General features: G+C 69.5%; 18 protein-coding genes. 9 read left to right on the top strand and 9 right to left on the bottom strand.

All coding sequences use genetic code 11. From position 1 onward, the window contains the following. Positions 1–141 precede the first annotated feature (141 nt). Complete coding sequence (locus ACFXOO_RS10130; protein ID WP_378843027.1) at positions 142–696, top strand: universal stress protein; 555 nt, start codon at positions 142–144, stop codon at positions 694–696. A 90-nt stretch (positions 697–786) separates the two neighbouring features. Here ACFXOO_RS10130 and ACFXOO_RS10125 read toward each other — a convergent pair whose 3' ends face one another. Both ACFXOO_RS10125 and ACFXOO_RS10120 read right to left on the bottom strand, forming a co-directional pair. Next, complete coding sequence (locus ACFXOO_RS10125) at positions 787–1,395, bottom strand: PadR family transcriptional regulator (RefSeq protein ID WP_378842490.1); 609 nt, start codon at positions 1,393–1,395, stop codon at positions 787–789. Continuing rightward, entirely contained in the window at positions 1,395–2,306 is a 912-nt protein-coding gene (locus ACFXOO_RS10120) for a DUF4097 family beta strand repeat-containing protein (RefSeq protein ID WP_394563453.1), read from the bottom strand. The genes ACFXOO_RS10125 and ACFXOO_RS10120 overlap by 1 nt, the downstream gene beginning before the upstream one ends. Before the next feature lie 169 nt (positions 2,307–2,475). On the opposite strand from ACFXOO_RS10120, the gene ACFXOO_RS10115 reads away from it, so the two are divergent. Continuing rightward, positions 2,476–3,240 carry a MerR family transcriptional regulator gene (locus tag ACFXOO_RS10115; RefSeq protein ID WP_394563452.1) on the top strand — a complete coding sequence of 255 codons (765 nt, stop codon included), beginning with the start codon at positions 2,476–2,478 and terminating at the stop codon, positions 3,238–3,240. A 69-nt stretch (positions 3,241–3,309) separates the two neighbouring features. On the opposite strand, the gene ACFXOO_RS10110 is transcribed toward ACFXOO_RS10115, so the two are convergent. After that, on the bottom strand, positions 3,310–3,474 hold the full coding sequence (locus ACFXOO_RS10110; RefSeq protein WP_378842496.1) for a hypothetical protein: 165 nt from the start codon (positions 3,472–3,474) through the stop codon (positions 3,310–3,312). A gap of 316 nt (positions 3,475–3,790) precedes the next feature. On the opposite strand from ACFXOO_RS10110, the gene ACFXOO_RS10105 reads away from it, so the two are divergent. The 4 genes from ACFXOO_RS10105 to ACFXOO_RS10090 all read left to right on the top strand — a co-directional run bounded on the left by ACFXOO_RS10105 (position 3,791) and on the right by ACFXOO_RS10090 (position 9,188). Beyond that, positions 3,791–4,771 (top strand): DNA topoisomerase IB, encoded by a 981-nt coding sequence (locus ACFXOO_RS10105; RefSeq protein WP_378852694.1) that lies wholly within the window; start codon positions 3,791–3,793, stop codon positions 4,769–4,771. A 22-nt stretch (positions 4,772–4,793) separates the two neighbouring features. After that, positions 4,794–5,225, top strand: a complete 432-nt coding sequence (locus tag ACFXOO_RS10100; protein ID WP_394563451.1) for a fluoride efflux transporter FluC — start codon at positions 4,794–4,796, stop codon at positions 5,223–5,225. Next, complete coding sequence (locus ACFXOO_RS10095; protein ID WP_394563450.1) at positions 5,222–5,593, top strand: fluoride efflux transporter FluC; 372 nt, start codon at positions 5,222–5,224, stop codon at positions 5,591–5,593. The genes ACFXOO_RS10100 and ACFXOO_RS10095 overlap by 4 nt, the downstream gene beginning before the upstream one ends. A gap of 172 nt (positions 5,594–5,765) precedes the next feature. Beyond that, the gene (locus ACFXOO_RS10090; protein ID WP_394563449.1) at positions 5,766–9,188 is read left to right on the top strand and encodes an efflux RND transporter permease subunit; all 3,423 of its coding nucleotides are present in this window, start codon (positions 5,766–5,768) and stop codon (positions 9,186–9,188) included. Here ACFXOO_RS10090 and ACFXOO_RS10085 read toward each other — a convergent pair. From ACFXOO_RS10085 to ACFXOO_RS10075, 3 genes are all read right to left on the bottom strand, one after another. Further along, positions 9,138–10,187, bottom strand: coding sequence for a DUF998 domain-containing protein (locus ACFXOO_RS10085; RefSeq protein WP_394563448.1), 1,050 nt, complete (start codon positions 10,185–10,187; stop codon positions 9,138–9,140). The two genes, ACFXOO_RS10090 and ACFXOO_RS10085, sit on opposite strands and share 51 nt — an antisense overlap. A 201-nt stretch (positions 10,188–10,388) precedes the next feature. Next, on the bottom strand, positions 10,389–11,309 hold the full coding sequence (locus ACFXOO_RS10080; protein WP_394563447.1) for an aldose 1-epimerase family protein: 921 nt from the start codon (positions 11,307–11,309) through the stop codon (positions 10,389–10,391). A gap of 2 nt (positions 11,310–11,311) precedes the next feature. Next, a complete protein-coding gene (locus tag ACFXOO_RS10075) occupies positions 11,312–11,914 on the bottom strand; it encodes an antibiotic biosynthesis monooxygenase (protein WP_378852703.1) in 603 nt (200 codons plus the stop codon). 364 nt (positions 11,915–12,278) lie between these two features. Between ACFXOO_RS10075 and ACFXOO_RS10070 the strand changes: the two genes are divergently transcribed. Then, complete coding sequence (locus ACFXOO_RS10070) at positions 12,279–14,576, top strand: DEAD/DEAH box helicase (RefSeq protein WP_394563446.1); 2,298 nt, start codon at positions 12,279–12,281, stop codon at positions 14,574–14,576. A 63-nt stretch (positions 14,577–14,639) separates the two neighbouring features. On the opposite strand, the gene ACFXOO_RS10065 is transcribed toward ACFXOO_RS10070, so the two are convergent. Further along, entirely contained in the window at positions 14,640–15,701 is a 1,062-nt protein-coding gene (locus ACFXOO_RS10065) for an Rv2578c family radical SAM protein (RefSeq protein ID WP_378852707.1), read from the bottom strand. Between the two features lie 131 nt (positions 15,702–15,832). Here ACFXOO_RS10065 and ACFXOO_RS10060 point away from each other — a divergent pair, with 131 nt between their 5' ends. Next, positions 15,833–17,038 carry a M15 family metallopeptidase gene (locus ACFXOO_RS10060; protein WP_394563445.1) on the top strand — a complete coding sequence of 402 codons (1,206 nt, stop codon included), beginning with the start codon at positions 15,833–15,835 and terminating at the stop codon, positions 17,036–17,038. A gap of 218 nt (positions 17,039–17,256) precedes the next feature. Continuing rightward, positions 17,257–18,420 carry an acyl-CoA dehydrogenase family protein gene (locus tag ACFXOO_RS10055; protein WP_394563444.1) on the top strand — a complete coding sequence of 388 codons (1,164 nt, stop codon included), beginning with the start codon at positions 17,257–17,259 and terminating at the stop codon, positions 18,418–18,420. 59 nt (positions 18,421–18,479) lie between these two features. On the opposite strand, the gene ACFXOO_RS10050 is transcribed toward ACFXOO_RS10055, so the two are convergent. Then, positions 18,480–19,331, bottom strand: coding sequence for an energy-coupling factor transporter transmembrane component T (locus ACFXOO_RS10050; protein ID WP_378843029.1), 852 nt, complete (start codon positions 19,329–19,331; stop codon positions 18,480–18,482). Beyond that, positions 19,331–21,136: an ABC transporter ATP-binding protein gene (locus tag ACFXOO_RS10045; protein WP_394563443.1), complete on the bottom strand. Its 1,806-nt coding sequence runs from the start codon at positions 21,134–21,136 to the stop codon at positions 19,331–19,333. The genes ACFXOO_RS10050 and ACFXOO_RS10045 overlap by 1 nt, the downstream gene beginning before the upstream one ends. Positions 21,137–21,146: the final 10 nt, after the last annotated feature.

The following is a 21,146-nucleotide window of genomic DNA, read 5'->3' as shown; positions in this document are numbered from 1 at the left end:
TCATATCTGAGATGCGAGCTGTGTGCGATGCCCGCCGCGTTCACGAAACCGGTAAGAGCCGGTAAGAGTAGCATTCAGAATAACACGGAGCATCCGGTCACCCGCGGCTCCGCCGACGATTCGGAAAGGGTCGTGACGAATATGTCGCAAGAGGCATCCGTTCCCGCAGATGAGACGGCGGCCGCTGCGCCGACCAACGCCGACGTTCAGGGGGCGGTCATCGTCGGGGTCATTCCCGGCCAGCCGAGCCGCGTGCTCAAAGAAGGAGCGCGCTACGCCCGGCTGATGAACGCCCCGCTGCTGGTCGTCTACGTCGACGTCACCCGATTCGTCACCTACGAGGACCCGGACGGCTACGTGCACTCCGCACCGATCGACATCAACATCGCCGCCGGCGACAGCGCGTTCGCCGAGGTGACGGCGACCGCCGCCGCAATGCTCGACGGTCACGACGTGCGCTGGAGCGCGCGCCAGCTGGTCGGCGATCCCGCGCTCGCGATCAAGCACCTGGCGGAACAGGTCGACGCAAAGCTGCTCGTGATCGGCACCCGCCGCCGCGGCTTCGGAGAGTCGATCCGCGAGTTCTTCACCGGCGCGGTCGCGGCCCGGCTGGCTCATCGGCAGCACCGACCGATCCTGGTGGTGCCGCTCGGCGAGCCGGTGGCCGACGATCAGGACATCTGGCCGGAAGGCTGATCGGCCGGTCGAGAACGGCCGGTCGACGACGGTCGCCGGACGAGAGGAGGGCCCGACGATCCGCCGGGCCCTCCTCTCGTGACCGGTCGCTCAGCTGCGCAGGGAGCGCGTCAACGCGCGTGCGGCGTCATCGAGACCGGAGACGAGCGCATCGACCACGTCGGCGGCCAGCGCACCTCCGCGTGCGACATGCGTGCGCAGGTCGGCACGGATCTGACCGCGGAACTCGTTGATCGCAGCATCCGCCCTCGCCAGCTGCTCGCGACTGGCGGCACGCGGCACGTCTTCGGGTGCGCTCCGGGTCGTGCGCGCGCGGTCCTCGTTCGCTGCCGCGGCGAGGTCGGCGCGAAGACTCCGCATGGCCTCGCGGACGCTGCCGCGCACCTCGTCGGCGATCAGACGCACGCTGTCGGCGAGTCCGGCCTCGATGCCCTCGAGGTCGCCCGCGCGGGAGGCGACTTCGGCGCGCCCGGCGTCGGTGATCTCGTACACGGACTTGCGCCCGTCGACGGACTTCGTGACGAGGCCCTCTTCTTCGAGCTTCGCCAGTCGTGGATAGACGGTCCCGGCGCTCGGTGTGTACGTGCCACCGGTGCGGTCCGACAGTGCCTGCATGATGTCGTACCCGTGGCGCGGGCCCTCATCGAGCAGATTGAGGAGGTAGAGGCGAAGGTCGCCGTGGGAGAAGACGGGACTCATCACCACTCCTGTCCGGCGTCTGCCGACGTGCTGTCGTGCGAGGCGGTCTCGGGCTCGGGCTCGGCGAGGGAGGACGCGGGTTCGGATGCTGCGACCGCGGTCCTGCGCAGCACCGTGATGTCGCCCGAGACGGAGTTGGCGCGGACGTCGACGAAGGACCCGCTCAGCTCGCCGGCGGAGCCCACGTAGTTCGTCGTCGGTCCGGTGCCCTTGCCCGATCGCTTGACGCCGTCCACCAGCACGCGTCCGCTGACGCTGCGAACGACGAAGTTGGCGGGCAGACTGTCGTCGATGCGGATCGTGCTCGCACCGCTCACCGTGTTGAGACCGACCTGGTGGATCGATCCGGTCGAGTCGACGAGCATCGCGCCCGACACGGTGTCGATCGTCGCCTTGCTGATCGACCCGGTGACGGCGACGTCGCCGGAGACGCTGTTCGCGCTGAGGGCACCGACGACCTCGCGTGCCTGCACGTCGCCCGAAACCGCATTGACCGTCAGGTCGCCGGTCAGGCCGTCGACGATGATGTCACCCGAGACGGTGTTCAGACGGGCGTCGTTGACGATGCCCGACACCAGAGCGCTCGCCGAGACGACGCCGAGGGTGAGCGCTACGTCGCGGGGTACGGCCACGCTGATCTCGGCCTTGGGCCCGCCGGCTCCGAAGTTGCGGAACACTTCGAGGAAGTTGTCCCAGCGCAGCTGCGGGTGGTCGATCTCGACGGTGTCGCCGGTGGCCTCGATGCGGAGGTCCTTGATGGTGACGCCGTGCACCTCGATGCGAACGCCCGGCTCGTCGTGTCCGACCACGTCGATCTGTCCGCCGACGAGGCCCACTTTGAGCTTGCGGATGGACTCGATGTCGATGACGCGCGTCTCGCCCGGGTGGATGATCCACTTCTCGAGGGTCATGAGTGCTCCTGGTGATTCGATGATGAAGACGCGATATATCGCGATAGCCGACGGTAACACGATATATCGCGTCTGGGCAACGTGCGGGGGCTGAGAGTTCACCGAGCACGGTTGACCTTGACGTTGCGTCAATCCCTATGGTCGAAAGAGATCGAGAGAGGAGAAGGCGATGGACTGGTCGATCCAGCAGGTGGCCAAGCTCGCGGGCACGACGAGCCGCGCCCTCAGGCACTACGACGACATCGGGATCCTGCGCCCGACCCGCATCTCGGCGAACGGCTACCGGCACTACGACGAGCTCGCCCTCGTGCGCCTGCAGCGGATCCTGCTGCTGAGGGACCTCGGGCTCGGCCTGCCTGCGATCGGCGAGGTGCTCGACCGGAATCAGAGTCCCCGAGACGCACTCACGGGGCACCTCGGATGGCTTCGGCAGGAGCAGGACAGGCTCGCCCGCCAGATCGCGGCGGTGCGATCGACGATCGAGACCCTGGAGGGAGGTGAACAACTGATGGCAGAGAACATGTTCGACGGGTTCGATCACACCGTCCACAAGGACGAGGTCACCGCGCGCTGGGGCGCCGACGCGTACGCGCAGGGCGACACCTGGTGGCGATCGAAGAGCGCCGAGGACCGGAGCGAATGGAAGCGACGTCTGTCCGACCTCACCCGCGACTGGGTATCCGCTGCGGAGAGTGGCGTCGCGGCCGACTCCGCGGAGGCGCAGTCGCTGGCCGCCCGTCACGTCGAGTGGCTGGGTTCGGTTCCCGGAACGCCCATGGCGACGGGTGAGGCGAAGGCCTACGTGCAGGGGTTGGGTGAGATGTATGTGGCAGACCCTCGCTTCGGCGAGAACTACGTCACGTCGGCGGGCGGATCAGCCGGCGCGGAATTCGTGCGCGACGCTCTCCAGGTGTTCGCGGACACGCGCCTGTAGACGCCGACACCGGCCTCACGAACGAAACCCCCGGCCGTATCGGCCGGGGGTTTCGTCGAAGGGATGACCCTAGGTGCGGTTGCGTCCGCTGATGACGCGGAACAGGAACGCGATCAGGGCGATGACGCCCACGATCAGCGCGACCCACAGAAGCCACTGGAAGGCGGCGTTCAGTCCACCGACGATGGCCAGCACGATGGCGACCACGATGATGATGATGAGGGCGAGGTTCATGGAGGGTTCTCCTTCTGATAGTCCGGCGCGGTGGGGGTGCTCCGCGCTCGGGCGCCTCGAAAGGCACGGGGTGATGTTGCCATACCTGCGGATTCGCCCGGAAGGGGTTGACGATTCACATCGTCGGTGGTATCCGGAGCCAGCCGCGTGGGCGCCTTAGCGACACGGCCCGGCACTGTCAACCGCGCCCGGGTGCGCGCGGTGCCGTTCTATCGTCGGCGAAGAAGAGAGAGGGCGCGGATGCCTGAACGACGGTCACACGGATCTCGGGAGAACGCTCCCGCTCGGCGTCGGCCGACGCGGGAGCACTGATCGGATGCCTCGGCTCACGAGGGTCGTCCCCTTCATGGATCCCGGCTACACGCGCGTGCGGGTCGGCACGTCCCATCAGTTCGTCACGGCGCGCGGGCGCACCGCCGGGAAGAAGGATCAGGCGCGCATCCAGGCGATGGTCATCCCGCCGGCCTGGACCGACGTGTGGATCAGCGCGCGACCCGACGGGCACATCCAGGTGGTGGGCACCGACGCCGCGGGTCGCAAGCAGTACATGTACCACCCGCAGTGGAGCGCCCGGCGCGACAAGGGCAAATTCGCCCGCGCCCTCGCTCTGGCGGAAGCGCTCCCGCGCGCTCGCGCCCGCGTGACCGCGGCGCTCCGGACCACGGGCATCACGCGGGAGCGCACACTCGCGGTGGCCTTCCGGCTGCTCGATCAGGCTGCGCCCCGCGTCGGATCGACCGCCTACCTCAAGGCCAACGGCAGCCGTGGTCTGTCGACGCTGCAGCGCCGCGACGCGACGGTCGCGGCATCCGTCGTCACCCTGTCCTTCCCCGCCAAGAGCGGCAAGCACGCGCTGCTCCGCATCGACGACGCCGACCTCGCGGCCGCAGTGACCGAGCTCAAGACCGGGCGACCCGGTGCGCCGCTGCTGGCTCCGCGCCGTGGGCGGAAGCGCGTCGCCCTCGGCGCGGGCGACGTGAACCGCTACGTGCACGAGGTGACCGGGGGCGCGTTTACGGCGAAGGACTTCCGCACGCTCCGCGGCACGGTCGCCGCGGCGGAGGAGCTGGCCAGGATCGGCGTGGCGCACAGCGAGAAGGAGCGGAAGCGAGCCGAGCTCCAGGCGGTGCGGGCCACCGCCGACGCGCTCGGGAACACCCCCGCGGTGGCGCGCGGCAGCTACATCGACCCGCGGGTGTTCACGGAGTACCGGAGGGGTCGTGTGATGACGCTGAGCGGTTCGCGGGACGCGGCGATCTGTGCCTTGCTGAAGCGGGACCCTCCTCCGGGCCGGTAGGTCACGCGCCTAGGCTGACCGCATGAGTCCTGCGCCGATGATCGACGCGCGCACCCTCGGCCTCGTCGTCCTCGGGGGGGTCCTCGGCGTCGGATTGCGCGCGCTCATCCTGCTGCCGCTCGGCGCTCCCGTCGCGCCCCTGGTCGTGCCGGCCGTGACCCTCGTCGTCAATGTCGTCGGCTCGCTCCTGCTCGGCATCGTCGTCGGCACCCTCGACGACCGGCACCCACGTCTGCGCGCCTTCCTCGGCACCGGCGTCATGGGCGGTTTCACGACGTACAGCGCCTTCGCGGTGCAGACGGCCGAGCTGTCGGCGGCGCAGCCTCTCTTCGCCCTGGCCCTCGCCGCGCTGAGCGTCGTCGTCGGGGTGCTGGCCGGTGCCGCAGGGTTGGCGGTGGGGCGGGTGATCGCCCGTACGCGCGGCCACATCGAGGAACCGGAGGAGGCCGAATGAGCCCGCTGATCGTGGCGGCGACGCTCGCCGCCGGCGGGATCGGCGCAGGTCTGCGCTACCTCATCGACGCGCTCGTCATGCGCGGGCGAAAGGGGGGATTCCCCGCGGGAATCCTCGTGGTCAACATCTCGGGATCGCTACTGCTGGGCATCGTCACGGCGCTGTGGGCAGGCACGCCTGCCGTGACGATCCTCGGCCTCGGGCTGCTGGGCGGGTACACGACATTCAGCACCGTGTCCGTCGAGTCGGCGCTCTTCAGCGAGCGCGGCCGCCGGCGGCGGGCGCTGCTGAACGCCGTGGGCACGCTCGTGGCGTGCGTGGCGGCGGCGGGTCTGGGACTGTTCCTGGGAGCCTCGGCAGCGGCTTAATCCGGATGCCGCGTCCTCGGCGTCCCGCGGATGGCCCGGGATCCACGTGGGATACTGGAGTTTCGATACACCTCCGTATCCGCCGACGTGCCGCGGCAGCCCGCTGCGGCATTCGTGCCCGGGCGTGCCCGGGGACGCGGCATCCCGCACCATCTCCGATCGAAGGTCGACCGTGTCGAAACTCGCCGTCCTGAGCCTGCGCAACCGTGCGCTCATCGCACTCGTCACGATCGTCGTCGCGATCTTCGGCGGGATCGCGTTGACGAGCCTCAAGCAGGAGCTGATCCCGTCGATCGAGTTCCCGCAGCTCGCGATCGTCACGACCTACCCCGGCGCGTCGCCCGAGGTCGTCTCCAACGACGTGTCCACGCCGATCGAGACGGCGATCCAGGGGGTTCCGGGTCTCGAGACGAGTTCGGCCACCAGCACGACCAACGCCTCGATCGTGCAGGCGTCCTTCACCTACGGCACCGATCTGGCCACGGCCGAGCAGAAGATCACCCAGGCGATCAACCGCATCAAGAGCACACTCCCGGACGGTCTCGAGCCGAACGTCATCTCGGCCAACTTCGACGACTTCCCGGTCGTGCAGGTGGCGGTGACCGGCTACAGCGACCCCCAGGCGATCCAGGCCGAGCTCGAGGCATCCGTCATCCCCACGCTCGAGAAGGTCGACGGCGTCAATCAGGCGCAGGTCGTGGGCGGGCAGGGTCAGCGGATCACGATCACCCCCGACACCGCCGCGCTGAGCACCGAGGGCTTCTCGCAGCAGTCCATCCGGGACGCCCTCGACCAGAACGGCGTGCTCTTCCCGGGCGGCGACATCACCGAGAACGACCAGACGCTCACGGTGCAGACCGGCCTGAAGCTCACCAGCGTCGAGGACATCTCGGCGCTGCCCCTCGTGCCGTCGGACGCGGCGCAGTTCCGCGAGGGGACCGTGACGATCGGGGACGTCGCGACCGTCGCGGAGGGGACCGATCCGATCACCACGATCTCGCGTGTCGACGGCGCCCCTGCGCTCACGATCGCGGTCACGAAGCTCCCGTCGGCCAACACGGTCGACGTCTCCCGCGGCATCCAGGCCGCGCTCCCCGACATCGAGTCCTCGCTCGACGGCGCCAGCTTCACCGTCGTGTTCGACCAGGCCCCCTACATCCAGCAGTCGATCGACTCGCTCGCGCAGGAGGGCCTGCTGGGCCTCTTCTTCGCTGTGATCATCATCCTGCTGTTCCTGATGTCGGTGCGCTCGACCCTCGTCACCGCCATCTCGATCCCCACCAGCGTGCTGATCACGTTCATCGGCATCCAGGCGTTCGGGTACTCGCTGAACATCCTCACCCTGGGTGCGCTGACGATCGCGATCGGGCGCGTCGTGGACGACTCCATCGTCGTGATCGAGAACATCAAGAGGCACTATGTCGGCGGCGCGGACAAGCTCGGCGCCATCACGCACGCGGTGAAGGAGGTGGCGACCGCCGTCACCGCATCGACCATCACGACCGTCGCGGTCTTCCTGCCGATCGCGTTCGTCGGCGACGTGACCGGGGAGCTCTTCCGGCCCTTCGCACTGACGGTCACGATCGCCATGGTCGCCTCGCTCCTGGTGTCGCTGACGATCGTCCCCGTGCTCGCCTACTGGTTTCTCCGCCCCGGCAAGCCGCTGCTCGATGAGAACGGCGCTCAGGTCGATCCCGAGTCTGCGGAGGCGCCGCCCACAAGGCTGCAGCGCGCCTACCTCCCGATCCTGCGGTGGACGCTCTCGCACTCACTGATCACGCTCGGCATCGCGGGCCTCGTGCTGGTGGGCACGGGCGTCGCGGCGCCGTTCATGAAGACGAACTTCCTCGGCGACTCGGGGCAGAACACGTTCACCATGACCCAGTCCATCGGCGCGGCGCCGAGCCTCGACGCCGAAGACCAGGCGTCCCAGCAGGTCGAGCAGACGCTGCTCGGCATCGACGGGATCGAGACGATCCAGGTGTCGATCGGCTCGAGCGGATCATCCCTGCGCGACGCGTTCAGCGGCGGCGGATCGGGTATCACCTACTCGATCACGACGTCCGCCGACGTCGACCAGGTGGCGCTGCGCGCCACCGTGCAGGACGCCGTCGACGCCCTCGGCTCGGACGCCGGCGAATTCACGATCGCGGGTTCGGGCGGCGGGTTCGGGTCGACGGACGTCGAGATCGACGTCGCGGCGCCCAGTCAGGGCGCCCTCCAGGATGCGACGGACGCCGTCGTGTCCACCTTGACGGGCAAGGACGGTATCGGCCAGGTCTCGAGCAACCTCTCGGCATCGCTGCCGTACATCGCGGTGCAGGTCGACCGCGACAAGGCCGCCGCCCTCGGGCTCTCGGAGGTCGCCGTGGGCGGGATCGTCTCGGGCACGATGCAGCCCCAGTCGATCGGCACCGTCGAGGTCGACGGCACGGGGCTGACCGTCTACCTGGCGGCGTCGCAGACGCCGGCGACCCTCGGCGAGCTCAGGCAGCTCGCGATCCCCTCGGCGACCGGCCCCGTGCCCCTGCAGGGCATCGCCACCGTCGAGGAGAGCCAGGGGCCGACCTCGGTCACCACCCAGCGGGGGCAGCGCACATCGACCGTGACGGTGACCCCGTCGACCGACAACCTGACGACGGCGTCGGCGTCGGTCACGACCGCGTTGGAGGACGTCGAACTGCCCAGCGGAGCGACCGCCGAGATCGGGGGCGTCATCACCGATCAGCAATCGGCCTTCTCGCAGCTCGGGCTGGCTCTGCTGGCCGCGATCCTGATCGTCTACATCGTGATGGTCGCCACCTTCAAGTCGCTGCGTCAGCCGCTGCTGCTGCTCGTGTCGGTGCCGTTCGCGGCGACCGGGGCGATCCTTCTGCAGATCGCGACGGGCGTGCCGCTCGGGGTCGCCTCGCTGATCGGCGTGCTGATGCTGATCGGCATCGTGGTCACGAACGCGATCGTGCTGGTGGATCTCGTGAACCAGTATCGCGTCCGGGGCATGAGCACGCTGGAGGCCACGGTCGCGGGAGGCTCGCGTCGACTCCGCCCGATCCTGATGACCGCGCTGGCGACGATCTTCGCGCTCACCCCCATGGCCCTCGGCATCACCGGGCACGGCGGATTCATCTCGCAGCCGCTGGCGATCGTCGTGATCGGCGGGCTCATCTCCTCGACGGTGCTGACGCTCGTCGTGCTGCCGACCCTGTACAACCTGGTCGAGGGCGCGCGCGAACGGCGGGTCGCCCGTCGTGGCGGGGGAGCGGACGCGTCGTCATCCGTCGACTCCCGTGAGCCGGCCCTTGCGGGGGCTGCCGGCGCCGCGGTCGGCGGCGCCGCTCCCTACGAGACGCGTCGGGAACGGCGCGAGCGCGAAGTGACAGCGCACGAGGAGTCGTCACGCATCGAGATCCCGGATGCCGCGGCATCCGGTGCGTCGGATCGCATCGGTCGCGAGCAGGGCGCGGACGGCGACGTCGGGGGCGAGGTCGCGGGCGAGCAGGGGTCGGCGGATCCGGCGGGTCTGACCGAGGAGGGTGCCGCGGATTCAGACGGTGACGAGAGCGGAATCGACGGGGACGCGCACCGCGGCAGCTGAGCGGCGCGGGCCGCGCAGACGCACGGAGCGTGATTCGGCGGCGATGCCCGTGAGGGAGGCGGAGACGCGACCCCCGGTCGCCTCACGACCGGAGTGCGCGCCGGTGGAGACGACGCGGCGGCGGGCAGGAGCGGAGTGGCGGACGGCGGCCCGCGGGGCGAGGGTGACACGCGGAGCCGGCCGCAGCGCCGTCAGGGAGTCGTGCGTGCACGTCGTGGCGGCGATGGGCCTCTCGGGCTGCGCATCGAGGGCGACCGACGGGGCCTCGACGACCTGCAGCGCGCGTGCGCCGTGGGCGCGGAGCTCGGCCGTGAACAGGAGGATCCACGTGAACATCGCGGAGAAGGCCACGAGCTCGAACGCGGCCAGATTGATGTAACCGAGCGTCATCGCCGTGCCACCGGCCACGAGGAGGACGGTGACGGGAATGCTCGTCTTCCGCAGATGCGTGCCGATTCCGCGCAGGACGATCGGGGCGCCGATGAGGACGGCGGCGAAGGAGAGCACCATCCCGGATGCGCCCTGCTCGTGGAGGGCTTTGAGGGTGTTGATCGGGACGAGGCCGACGATCGCGAGGTGGGCTCCGATGGAGATGAAGGCGCCGGCGAGGATGTGGGGCGCTTTGTGGTGCGACCGCGACCTCCCGACATGGGTGCGCAGATCGCGGTAGACGCGCACGGAGAAGGCGACGAAGAGGACACCGCAGAGCACCATGGTGCCGTTGAAGATCGCCGCCGAGAAGTCTCCGAGCGTTCCGAGCTGGCTGAAGTACAGGTGCCACCAGATGGGGTCGTTCGTGGTGACGATGGAGAACGCGATGCCGAGGACGAGGACCGCGACGATGCCGCCGAGCAGTTGACTCGTGGAGAGTGCGGGCAGCGCGATCGTCGGAACCGCCAGTCGCGGCATGCTCCACGGCCGGTCGCGACTGTGGATCGTCACGCTGCGGCGAAGCGTGTTCAGCGAAGGAAGGGAGATCAGGGAATCGGCGAGTGTCATTTTTTTCCACGCGGGGTCTACTGGTAGTCTCCCGACGCGGGTTCCCCAAACAACGTTGCCGCCGCCTTCTCCACCGCGGGTCGGGAGCGCTGATCGAATGCCGTCCCCAAAACGACTCCTTGCGGCGATCCTATCCTGTGTTCCTGATAGAACGTTACCCACGATTCAATGCGTGCCCGGCGTGTGCTGCAGCACCGACGATCAGGTCGTGATACCCCACCGCAGTGACCACGATTCTCCCGGCTGCAGCCACGTGAGGCCTGTACCCGAATTGAACGCGTCGGCCGGGGCCGTCATGGGCTCGACGGCCACCGCCAGCGGTCTCCCGGGATATCTGTCCGTCGTGTACACCTGCACGTAGTCGAAGCCGGCGCCCTGCCAGAGCGTCACCGACCGACCGTCCGGGGCGGTCAGCGTGGTCCGCGCCGTGCCCTCCGCATCCCGCGACAGCCGACCGTACGCCCGGTTCACGTCGATGTCGCCCAGCCGCGCACCCGACCGCAGGTCGGTCGCAGTATCCACCGGTACCTCCTCGACCGGCAGCAGGCGCTCGTCGAGGATGTCGTACGTGTCACCGGGCACGCGCAGAACGAGGTCGGCCGTGTCGACCGCGTCGAAGCACAGGTAGGGGTGCGTGCCGAGAGCCACCGGCGCGTCGTCGGCTCCCACGTTCGTCACGACGTGCTCGACGTCGATTCCGCGGTCGGTCAGCCGGTAGGTCACCGTCGTGTCGAGGTGGAACGGGTAGCCGGTCTGCGGGAACACCGTGGCGGCAAGCGTGGCTTCCGTACCGTCCTTCGACTCCGTGACGAGGTAGTCCCGGAAGCGCAGGAGTCCGTGCGTGGCCGTGTTCGTCGAAAGCTCGGTCACCGGCAGCTGCCGTGTCTCCCCGCGCTGGGTCCACTTGCCGTCGCGGATGCGGTTCGGCCACGGCACCAGCACGATCCCGGATGCCCCGGGGGTCGTCGACCCGGCCGGGTAGGGCGGGACGAGCGCGACACCATCCACCGTGAGAGCGCGGAGGGATGCTCCGACCTGCGCGATCTGCGCGGTGACGCATCCATCGGAACTCCGCAGCGCCACCTGGCGTCCGGTCGGATCGGCGGGTCGGAATGTCGTCATGTTCACCTCTGCAGCCACGGCCGCAGCAGCCGCGTGACCCAGGGTAGGACGAAGTAGGTCATCACGGGCGTCAGGAGCACCGTCGACACGAGCAGTCGCACCACGAGCGGCCACTCGGTGAAGCCGGGCACGTAGCCCAGCAACCAGGACGCGAGCAGATTCGTCGGGAAGAAGCCGAGCCAGATCGTCACGGCCTGCTTCCACCGGGGTGGCGCCGACGGGATCGGCTGCTGGATCGGGCCCGTCTGGGGTGAGGCATCCGTCTCGGTCTTCGACTCGATGTGCGTGGCGGCCACCGCATCGAACCACCCCTCGATACCCGTGCGGCGCTCGACCCGCACCTCGCTGGCGAAGGCGCGGCCCGACTCGAGCCACCATGCGCGCTGAGGCGAGTCCTCCCACGCCTCGAGGGTGGGGATGTCGCGGAAGCGGTAGAGCATGTACCAGAGGTCGCTCCCTTCGCCGGCGCGCACCCAGCCCGAGCCCAAGAACCCGTCGAAGCCCGTGGCGAGGTCGGTGCCGGCCTGCATCCAGCTCGTGGCGATCGTCGCGCGCTCCGGGTCGATGCGGCGCTCGATGGCGACGGTGATCGATTGCTCTGCCATGCGTCCATTCCACCGCATCGGCGGAGCCTGGTCGGCCGATGCGTGCGCGAGGTCCCCGTCTCGGGGCTCTCAGGGTCGCCGCGACCGGGTGCGCTACGATGAAGGGTCGGCTCTGGACACCGCGATGGTTCGCGGATGGGTTTGTGAGTCCAATGGGGCCGATGGTGGGAACGATCTGTTCCGACGACCATCCAGTGAATGGCCCCCGGCCGACAATGTCCGGGCAACTCCCCTTTGGCGGAGTCCGCGCAGCGCGGACTTCCGATCCTGCCGGAGGATGCCGCATGTGCGGCGGCGTCTCCGCGTGTGGCGGAGCGTTCTGGAGTGCTGTTCTCGTATCGAGACAACCCAGAAGGACCCCCTCATGGCACATCAGAAGAAGCCGTCCACCGGACGCCCGAATTTCGAGCCTCGCTACGGCCAGGCCAAGAACGGCGACAAGCGCACGTCGTTCCAAGACGCCAAGCGCCGCCCCGCGGCGGCCGGCGCCCCCAAGGCAGGCAGCCGGAGTGCGGGTCACCGCGGCCACCGTGCCGCGGAGGAGGGCGCTGCCGCTCCGAAGGCACGCTGGAGCGCGTCGCAGCGTGCCGGCCGCGACGAGTCCCGCGGAATCCGCGACCATGCGCCCCGCAACGACCGTCCGGCGCGTTCGAATGATGACCGTCCGGCGCGTTCGTTCGGCAATGACCGTCCGGCGCGGACGTATGACGATCAGCGTCCCGCGCGTTCGAATGACGACCGTCCGGCGCGTTCGTTCGGCAATGACCGTCCGGCGCGGACGTATGACGATCGTCGTCCGGCGCGTTCGAATGATGACCGTCCGGCGCGTTCGTTCGGCAATGACCGTCCGGCGCGGACGTATGACGATCGTCGTCCGGCGCGGTCGAACGACGACCGTCCGGCGCGTTCGTTCGGCAATGACCGTCCGGCGCGGACGTATGACGATCGTCGTCCGGCACGGTCGAATGATGACCGTCCGGCGCGGACGTATGACGATCGTCGTCCGGCGCGGTCGAACGACGACCGTCCGGCGCGTTCGTTCGGCAATGATCGCCCGGCGCGTTCGTTCGGCAATGATCGTCCGGCGCGGACGTATGACGATCGTCGTCCGGCACGGTCGAATGATGACCGTCCGGCGCGTTCGTTCGGCAATGATCGTCCGGCGCGGACGTATGACGATCGTCGTCCGGCACGGTCGAATGATGACCGTCCGGCTCGTTCGTTCAACAGCGACCGTCCGGCGCGCACGTATGACGATCGTCGTCCGGCGCGGTCGAACGATGACCGTCCCTCCCGCTCGTACGTCGAGCGTCCGCGCCACAGCGGTGCGGGTCGTGCCGTCGCCGGTGCGCACACGGCGAACCGTTCCGACTGGAACGCCGAGACGAAGGCCAAGCACCACGAGCAGCACGTCGACGTCGTGCACGAGCGTCTGCAGGCCGAAGCCGTTCAGGCGACCGAGGTCGGATCGATCTCGTGGGGCGACCTGGGTCTGGGTCAGAACATCGTGAACACCCTCATCGAGCTCGGCGCGCCGTCGCCGTTCCCGATCCAGGCGGCGACGATCCCCGAGGTGCTCGCGGGTCGTGACGTCCTCGCCCGCGGCCGCACCGGCTCGGGCAAGACCATCGCCTTCGGCGCCCCGCTCGTGGAGCGGGTGCTGAAGTCGCAGGCCGGCACGAAGCGCGAGTTCGCACGCGCTCCGCGCGCGCTCATCCTGGCTCCGACCCGTGAGCTGGCGCTGCAGATCGACCGCACCATCCAGCCCATCGCGCGCAGCGTCGGACTGTTCACCACGCAGATCTACGGTGGCGTGCCGCAAGCCCGCCAGGTGGGTGCGCTCCGCAAGGGCGTCGACATCATCATCGGCACCCCCGGGCGCATCGAAGACCTCATCAATCAGCGCAAGCTCGATCTCTCCGAGGTCATGGTCGCCGTGATCGATGAGGCCGACCACATGAGTGAGCTCGGGTTCCTCGAGCCCGTGCAGCGGATCCTCCGCCAGACCGCCGAGGGCAGCCAGAAGCTGCTCTTCTCCGCCACGCTCGACCGCGAGGTCGCGGGAGTCGTCGACGAGTTCCTCGTCGAGCCCGCCGTCTACGAGGTCGCCGGCGAGACGCAGGAGACCGGAACGATCGAGCACCGCGTGCTCGTCATCGACCATCGCGACAAGGCCGAGATCCTCAGCCGCCTCGTGGACCGCGATGGCAAGACGCTCGTGTTCGCCCGGACGCGCGCATTCGCCGAGATGCTCGCCGAGCAGTTCGCCGACGAGGGCATCCCGGCCGTCGCGCTGCACGGAGACCTCAACCAGGCCAAGCGCACGCGCAACCTCGAGCGACTGACGTCGGGCAGGGTCAACGTCCTGGTCGCGACGGACGTCGCGGCTCGCGGCATCCATGTCGATGACATCGACCTGGTGATCCAGGCCGATCCGCCGGACGAGTTCAAGACCTACCTGCACCGCTCGGGCCGCACGGGCCGCGCCGGTGCGCAGGGTCGTGTCGTCACCCTGATCACGCGTCAGCGCCGTCGGAAGATGACCGAGATGCTCGAGCGTGCCGAGATCGACGCGCCCTTCGAAGACGCCCGCCCGGGCGATGACGTCATCGCCGAGCTCGTCGGCGCGCTGCCGACCAATGCGGAGCTGACCTCCGCGTAGTCGCACACTGCATGCGAACCGCCCGTTCGACCCCCCGGTCGGACGGGCGGTTCGGCGTGCGCGTCAGAACAGCCGGTCTCCCTCCGCGGCGCGGCCGCGGGAGGTCGTGACGATCTGCGTGCGCGCCGCGAGACCCGGCTGCGGCCGCCCACGCGGGTGTTCGTCTTCGTCGCGGCCGTCCAGCCCGTGGGCGCGCAGGAGCGGACGCATGCGCGTGGCGAGCCACGCCCGATAGGGCTTCGGCGCCATCGACGCGGCTCCCGGGTACAGGCCGAGGTACGAGGAGACGAGTTCAGGATGCTGCGCCTCCAGCCACTGCATGAACCACGGCTTCACGCCCGGTCGGAGATGCAGCGCGCCGTAGATGACGGTGCCGGCACCGGCGGCCCTGATGCGCGCGAGGGCGTCGTCGATCGCCGCGATCGAGTCGGTGAGGTGGGGGAGGATCGGCATGAGGAACACCGTGACCCGGAAACCCGCTTCGGTGGCCGCGCGCACGGTGTCCAGCCGCGCTGCGGCTGACGGCGTGCCGGGCTCGAGCAGCTTCTGGAGTTCGTCGCCGAAGACCGCGATCGACATCGCGAGGGTCACCTTCACCGATGCCGCGGCGTCCTTCAGGAGCGGGAGGTCTCTGCGCAGCAGTGTGCCCTTCGTGAGGATCGAGAAAGGCGTACCCGCCTCCGTCAGCGTGGTGATGATCTCGGGCATGAGCCGGTAGCGCCCCTCGGCGCGCTGGTACGGGTCGGTATTCGTGCCGAGCATCACGGGCTCGTGCTGCCAGGAACCACGGCGCAGTTCGCGCGACAGCACGTCGGCGACGTTCACCTTCACGATGATCTGCGAGTCGAAGTCCCGCCCGGCGTCGAGATCGAGGTACTCGTGCGTCCCGCGGGCGAAGCAGTAGGTACACGCGTGCGAGCAGCCTCGATAGGGATTGACCGTCCAATCGAAAGGCATCGCCGACGCGCCCGGCACGTGGTTGAGGGCGCTCTTGGCCATGACCTCATGGAAGGTGATTCCGGCGAACTCCGGCGTGGTGACCGACCGGACGAGCCCGTCGAGGTGTTCGAGACCGGGGAGGGCGGCGGCATCCGCGGTGCCCAGCTGCTGCCCCTGCCATCTCATACTTCATGGGAACAGAATGACGAAGGAAAGTCAATCGCTTAGGTTCGAGAGTAGAAGATCGGGTGCTCGAGCCGACGCGCCTGCGTGAGGGTGACCCGCGCGAAGCGCGCGAGGGGGACAGAATGGACGGTGTGACGGAACCCCGGCCGCACGGAACACCCGCGACTCGTCGCGCTGCTCGGCTGCAGCGCGAACGGGATGCGGGGCATGCCCAGACGGGCGGGACGGGCTGGTCGTCGCAGGCGGCGGGAGCGCATCCGCCGATCTTCCGGCCTCCTCCGCCGCCGGAACGGCACCGCACCACGCCGGTCGAGCCCCTCATCGGCGCGCATGCCGAGCCCGCGCCGGTGCGGCACGCGGCCCGCCGGCGGGCCGCGCACGTGCGGGCCGTCTACGGGTTGACCGCAGCCTGCGTGCTGCTTTTCGGCGGCGTGGTCGCCGTCTCGGCCGCCGTCGCCGGTCATGCGGTGTCGGACACCGCCGACGCCAGACTGTCGGCCCCCGAGCAGAAGATCGTGAGCGACAGCGTCGAGGCATCCATCCCCTCCACGGTCCCCGTGCCGGCCGAGTCCCTCCCGGCCCCGACCATCAGCGGCGCGCCCGCGACCGTCGATCTCTGCGCATCGGCCGACTTCACCGCCGCACTGGCGTCCGGAGACGACGCCGCCACGATCGCGGCGGCGGGCGGCGCCGAGATGTTCCGCCAGTCGGTCGCCGCCGGCACGGCGCCGTGCGTGTCGCTCGCCGATCCCACCCGTACGTGGCTCGTCGTCAACAAGACTCGGCCGTACGATCCGACCGGATATGCGCCGAGCCCGCTGGCTCTTCCCGCGGGCGTGCAGAGCATCGTGGGAGGAGAGCTGCGAGCGGATGCGGCGGCCTCGCTCTCGTCGATGGCCGCGGCCGCAGCGGCCGCCGGTGTCGGGGAGATCGCGCTCGAGAGCGGCTATCGGTCGTATCAGACCCAGGTCACCTCGTACGGCAACCAGGTCTCGCAGAACGGAGCCGCCGAGGCCGACCTCTCCAGCGCTCGGCCGGGGTACAGCGAGCATCAGTCTGGTCTGACCGGCGATCTGGTCGCCTGCGACGGAGGCGGGTGCGGGACGCTGGACGACCTCGCCGCGACGGCGCAGGGCCAGTGGCTCACCGCCAACGCGTGGCAGTACGGCTGGATCACCCGATACGAGGACGGCCGCACCGACATCACCGGGTACATGCCCGAGCCGTGGCATCTGCGCTACATCGGCGTCGACCTGGCCAAGGCCTACCACGACGGCGGCTGGCACACGCTGGAGGAGTTCTTCGGGCTCCCCGCGGCACCCACCTACGTGGGGTGACGCCGGTCCGAGCATCCGTTCCCGCTGCCGACGGGTCGTCGTCGCAGCGAGGTGGAGGCATTCCACAACGCCGAAACCGGGTCTCAGCGTTCAGGGAACGCAATCCCACAGGTGCTCAGCGTGCGCTGACGCGTGGGGCCTAGGATCGACGGCGGCGAGGGAGCCGAAAGCGCCTCGCATCGACGCGAACCGCCCACGGCGGACAGGAAGGACCGGCAATGGACCGCGATATCTACGACGAGGACCACGAAGCATTCCGCGACGTCGTCAAGGAGTTCATCAAGCGCTTCGCGAGCAGCGAGAAGATCGCGCAGTGGGACGAAGCCGGAGAGATCGATCGCGCGACGATGATCGCCGCGGGCGAGCAGGGTCTGATCGGACTGTCGGTCCCCGAGGAGTTCGGCGGTGCAGGGATGCTGCAGGACTACCGGTTCCGCACCATCGTCAATGAAGAGGTCATCGCCGCCGGTGCGGGTTCGCTGGCGGGCGCCTTCGGCATCCAGGACGACCTCGCGGTGCCCTACATCGTGCACATGGGCACCCAGGCCCAGAAGGAGAAGTGGCTGCCGCGGATGGCGACGGGTGAGATCCTGGGCGCCCTCGCGATGACCGAGCCGGGTGCGGGCAGCGATCTGCGCGGCATCAAGACGACCGCGAAGAAGGTGGACGGCGGGTACATCGTCAACGGTGCGAAGACCTTCATCTCCAGCGGCAAGACTGCCGACATCGTGGTGACGTTCGTCAAGACCGGTGAGGGCAACCGACCCGACGCATTCAGCCTCCTCATCCTCGAGAACGGGATGGAGGGCTTCGACCACGGCAAGACGCTCCACAAGATGGGCTCGCACGGACACGACACCGCCGAGCTGTCGTTCAGCGACGTCTTCGTGCCCGAGGAGAACCTCATCAGCGGCACGGAGGGCCAGGGCTTCATCCAGCTCATGATGAACCTTCCGCTCGAGCGGCTCTCCATCGGCATCGCCGCGGCGTCGGCGTCGCAGGCGGCCTACGCGTGGACCGTGGAGTACACCAAGAGCCGCGAGGCGTTCGGCGAGCGGATCATCGACTTCCAGAACACCCGGTTCAAACTCGCAGACATCGCCACGACGCTGGACGTCATGTGGGCCTACCTCGATCGCGCCCTGCTGGCCTACAAGGACGAGGCTCTCACGCCTGAGGAGGCCGCGAAGGTCAAGTTCTGGACGACCGACCGCGAGTGGGAGATCCTCGACACGTGCGTGCAGCTGCACGGCGGGTACGGGTACATCACCGAGTACCCGATCGCGACGGCGTTCCTCGACGCCCGCGTGCATCGCATCTACGGCGGCACGAACGAGATCATGCGCGAGATCGTCGGCCGCCAGATCGCCGGCAAGCGCTGAAGACCACGGATGCCGCGCTCTCACTCCTTGCGCGAGGGGCGGGGGCGCGGCATCCGTTCTCAGGGGAAGAAATACCAGAACACCACGGCGGACACGGCCCACGACGCCACCAGGAACACCAGGTCGCGGACGCGGAACGGCACGAGGTGCCTCTCGGTGCGGTCGGGGTATGCGCCGAATGCGCGGGCGTCCATCGCCAGGGCGACCCGCTCGGCGTGACGGATCGCCCCGGCCAGCAGCGGGACCAGGTAGCCCGCCCCCCGGGCGATCGAAGCGAACGGCCCGCGTCCGCCGTGCGCGCCACGTACGCGGTGCGCCTGCCGGATGACCTCCAGCTCGTACCCGAAGCGAGGGACGAACCGGAACGCCGCGAGCGCCGTGTATCCGATGCGGTACGGCACGCGCAGCTGCTGGACCATGGCGCGCACGACCTCGACCCCGCTCGAGCTCAGCCCGGCGAGGAGGCCGAGCGCGACGATGGCGGCGAGCCGCAGACCGGTCGCGAAACCGACCTCGAGTGCTCCGCCGTAGAGCGCCCACCCGCCGACCTGCAGCACCACGACGCTGCGGTCGACCCCCGCGGGATCGGCCCACACGGCGAAGCCGACGCCGACCACGACGACGGCGACGGGGATCGCGACGAACAGCAGCAGAGCGGTGCGCAGGGTGAACCGAACGCCGATCAGCAGGACGACATAGGTCAGCGCGAGGAAGGCGAGCGGAGTGGCGAGGTCGCGGACGAACGCGAGCACGATCATCGCCGGCACGGGCCCGGCGAGCGTGGCGAGCGGGTTGAGGCGATAGAGGAAGCGCGGGGCGGAGCCCGCGACGACGGGAGCGTACGGATCGAAGGAGTCCCGGCCGGGGCGGGCGCCGACGTGCGCGGTCGCGTCGGCGCCCGCGTCCGGGATCACGCGTCGCCTCCGTCGGCCGCGGCCGCGACGAAGGGCAGGTCGCGGAGGCGTGCGAGGTCCGCGAGTCGCGGATGCCGTACCATCCCCTTCAGCGCGCGTCTGAGCGGCGGCGGCCGCAGTCCGGCTCGCACGATCCGGTCATCATCGGCGAACACCTCGGTGGTCGGCGCATCGGCGACGATGCGCCCGTCGGCGAGGATCACCGTGCGGTCGGCGTACTCGGTCACGAGCTGCATGTCGTGGGTCACGACGATGACCGTCGTCCCGTCGGCATTGAGCCGGCGCAGCAGACCGAGGAGTTCGTCGGCGCGGGCGCGGTCCTGTCCGAACGTCGGCTCGTCCAGGACCAGCACCGGCGCGCCGGCGATGAGGGCGGTGCCCACCGAGAGGCGCCGCTTCTGCCCGCCCGAGAGGAGGAACGGATGCACATCGGCCTTGTCGAGGAGACCGAACCGCACGAGCATCGCGTCGACACGCTCGGCGATCTCGTCGTCGGCGACGCGGGCCGATCGCAGTCCATGGGCGAGTTCGTCGAACACGGTATGGGCGATGAACTGGTGCTCGGGGTTCTGGAAGACGAACCCCACGCGCGACGCGAGTGTGCGCGCGGAGGCGCGTCCGACGTCGAGGTCGCCCACGTGGACGGTGCCGCGCGGCGGGGCGATCACGCCCGCGATCGCCTGGATGAGGGTCGTCTTCCCCGCGCCGTTCGCACCGATGACCGCGACGAACGCTCCCTCGGGGATGTCGAGGGCGACGTCATGCAGGACGGTGCTCGCGCCTCGGCGCACGGTCAGCCCGCGGACGCGGATGAGGGGCGGCGACGGCGGTGGGGCGCCACGAGAAGCCGTTCCGGGGTCGAGGCGCGGTGCATGGGCCTCCGACGGCGCGGGCGGGCCGGCGGGGGCGGGCTGGGCATCCAGCGCCGCGCGCAGCTCGTCGGGGGTGAGGGGGAGGGGGCCGAAACGCCAGCCGGCCGTCCGCAGCCGCAGGGCTGCCATCGTCGAGGTGGGGAGCCACACCCCGAGACCATGCAGCTCCTCGGCCCGACCGCGCAGGACGTCGTCGACCGGGCCGTCGGCGACCACGTGCCCCGTGTGATCGAGCACCACCACGCGGTCGACGAGGCCCACCGCCGCATCGAGGTTGTGTTCGACCAGCAGGATCGCGCGATCCCCGGCGGCGACCAGATCGGCCAGCGCGGCGTAGACCTCCTCGATGCCCTGGGGGTCGAGGTTCGCTGTGGGCTCGTCCAGCACGAGCAGCGGCGAGCCCATGGCGAGCGCGCACGCGATCGCCAAGCGCTGCCTGCCCCCGCCCGACAGGCGGTCGGGGTTCTGATGACGACGCTCCCACAGCCCCACCCTTCGCAGCGACTCCTCGGCGCGCCGCAGCACCTCGGTGACCGGCATCCGCAGGTTCTCGGGACCGAAGGCGACCTCGTCGAGCAGGGTGCCTGTGACGATCTGCGCGTCGGGGTCCTGGAAGACCATCGCGACCTGCGTGCTGAGGCGGGCGACCGTGCTGCCCGAGGTTTCATCGCCGCCCACCGACACCGACCCCCGCAGGATCGCCGGCAGGTCGTGCGGGATCAGGCCGTTCATCGCCAGCGTGAGCGTCGACTTGCCGGATCCGCTCGGTCCGAGGAGCAGGACCACCTCACCCGTCGCCACGTCGAACGACACGTCGGCGGGGGTCGCGGCATCCGCCCCCTCGTGCGTGATCCCGAGATCCCGTAGCCGCAGAAGCGGCTCGGCTGGAGTCGTGCCCACCCCGTCGGCGCCGTTGTCGGATGCGGCCACAGCGCGAACC

The organism is Microbacterium sp. P03 (genome assembly GCF_043556235.1).
Lineage (GTDB): Bacteria > Actinomycetota > Actinomycetes > Actinomycetales > Microbacteriaceae > Microbacterium.
This window is presented reverse-complemented; position numbering and strand designations above follow the sequence as displayed.

Bases quoted from the DNA above. Each gene is read 5' to 3' on its own strand.
- ACFXOO_RS10075 (WP_378852703.1), bottom strand. From the start codon at position 11,914: ATGGCAGAGCAATCGATCACCGTCGCCATCGAGCGCCGCATCGACCCG.
- ACFXOO_RS10065 (WP_378852707.1), bottom strand. From the start codon at position 15,701: ATGAGATGGCAGGGGCAGCAGCTGGGCACCGCGGATGCCGCCGCCCTC.
- ACFXOO_RS10080 (WP_394563447.1), bottom strand. From the start codon at position 11,309: ATGACGACATTCCGACCCGCCGATCCGACCGGACGCCAGGTGGCGCTG.
- ACFXOO_RS10115 (WP_394563452.1), top strand. From the start codon at position 2,476: ATGGACTGGTCGATCCAGCAGGTGGCCAAGCTCGCGGGCACGACGAGC.
- ACFXOO_RS10110 (WP_378842496.1), bottom strand. From the start codon at position 3,474: ATGAACCTCGCCCTCATCATCATCATCGTGGTCGCCATCGTGCTGGCC.
- ACFXOO_RS10100 (WP_394563451.1), top strand. From the start codon at position 4,794: ATGAGTCCTGCGCCGATGATCGACGCGCGCACCCTCGGCCTCGTCGTC.
- ACFXOO_RS10120 (WP_394563453.1), bottom strand. From the start codon at position 2,306: ATGACCCTCGAGAAGTGGATCATCCACCCGGGCGAGACGCGCGTCATC.
- ACFXOO_RS10070 (WP_394563446.1), top strand. From the start codon at position 12,279: ATGGCACATCAGAAGAAGCCGTCCACCGGACGCCCGAATTTCGAGCCT.
- ACFXOO_RS10105 (WP_378852694.1), top strand. From the start codon at position 3,791: ATGCCTCGGCTCACGAGGGTCGTCCCCTTCATGGATCCCGGCTACACG.
- ACFXOO_RS10125 (WP_378842490.1), bottom strand. From the start codon at position 1,395: ATGAGTCCCGTCTTCTCCCACGGCGACCTTCGCCTCTACCTCCTCAAT.
- ACFXOO_RS10095 (WP_394563450.1), top strand. From the start codon at position 5,222: ATGAGCCCGCTGATCGTGGCGGCGACGCTCGCCGCCGGCGGGATCGGC.
- ACFXOO_RS10130 (WP_378843027.1), top strand. From the start codon at position 142: ATGTCGCAAGAGGCATCCGTTCCCGCAGATGAGACGGCGGCCGCTGCG.
- ACFXOO_RS10085 (WP_394563448.1), bottom strand. From the start codon at position 10,187: ATGACACTCGCCGATTCCCTGATCTCCCTTCCTTCGCTGAACACGCTT.
- ACFXOO_RS10055 (WP_394563444.1), top strand. From the start codon at position 17,257: ATGGACCGCGATATCTACGACGAGGACCACGAAGCATTCCGCGACGTC.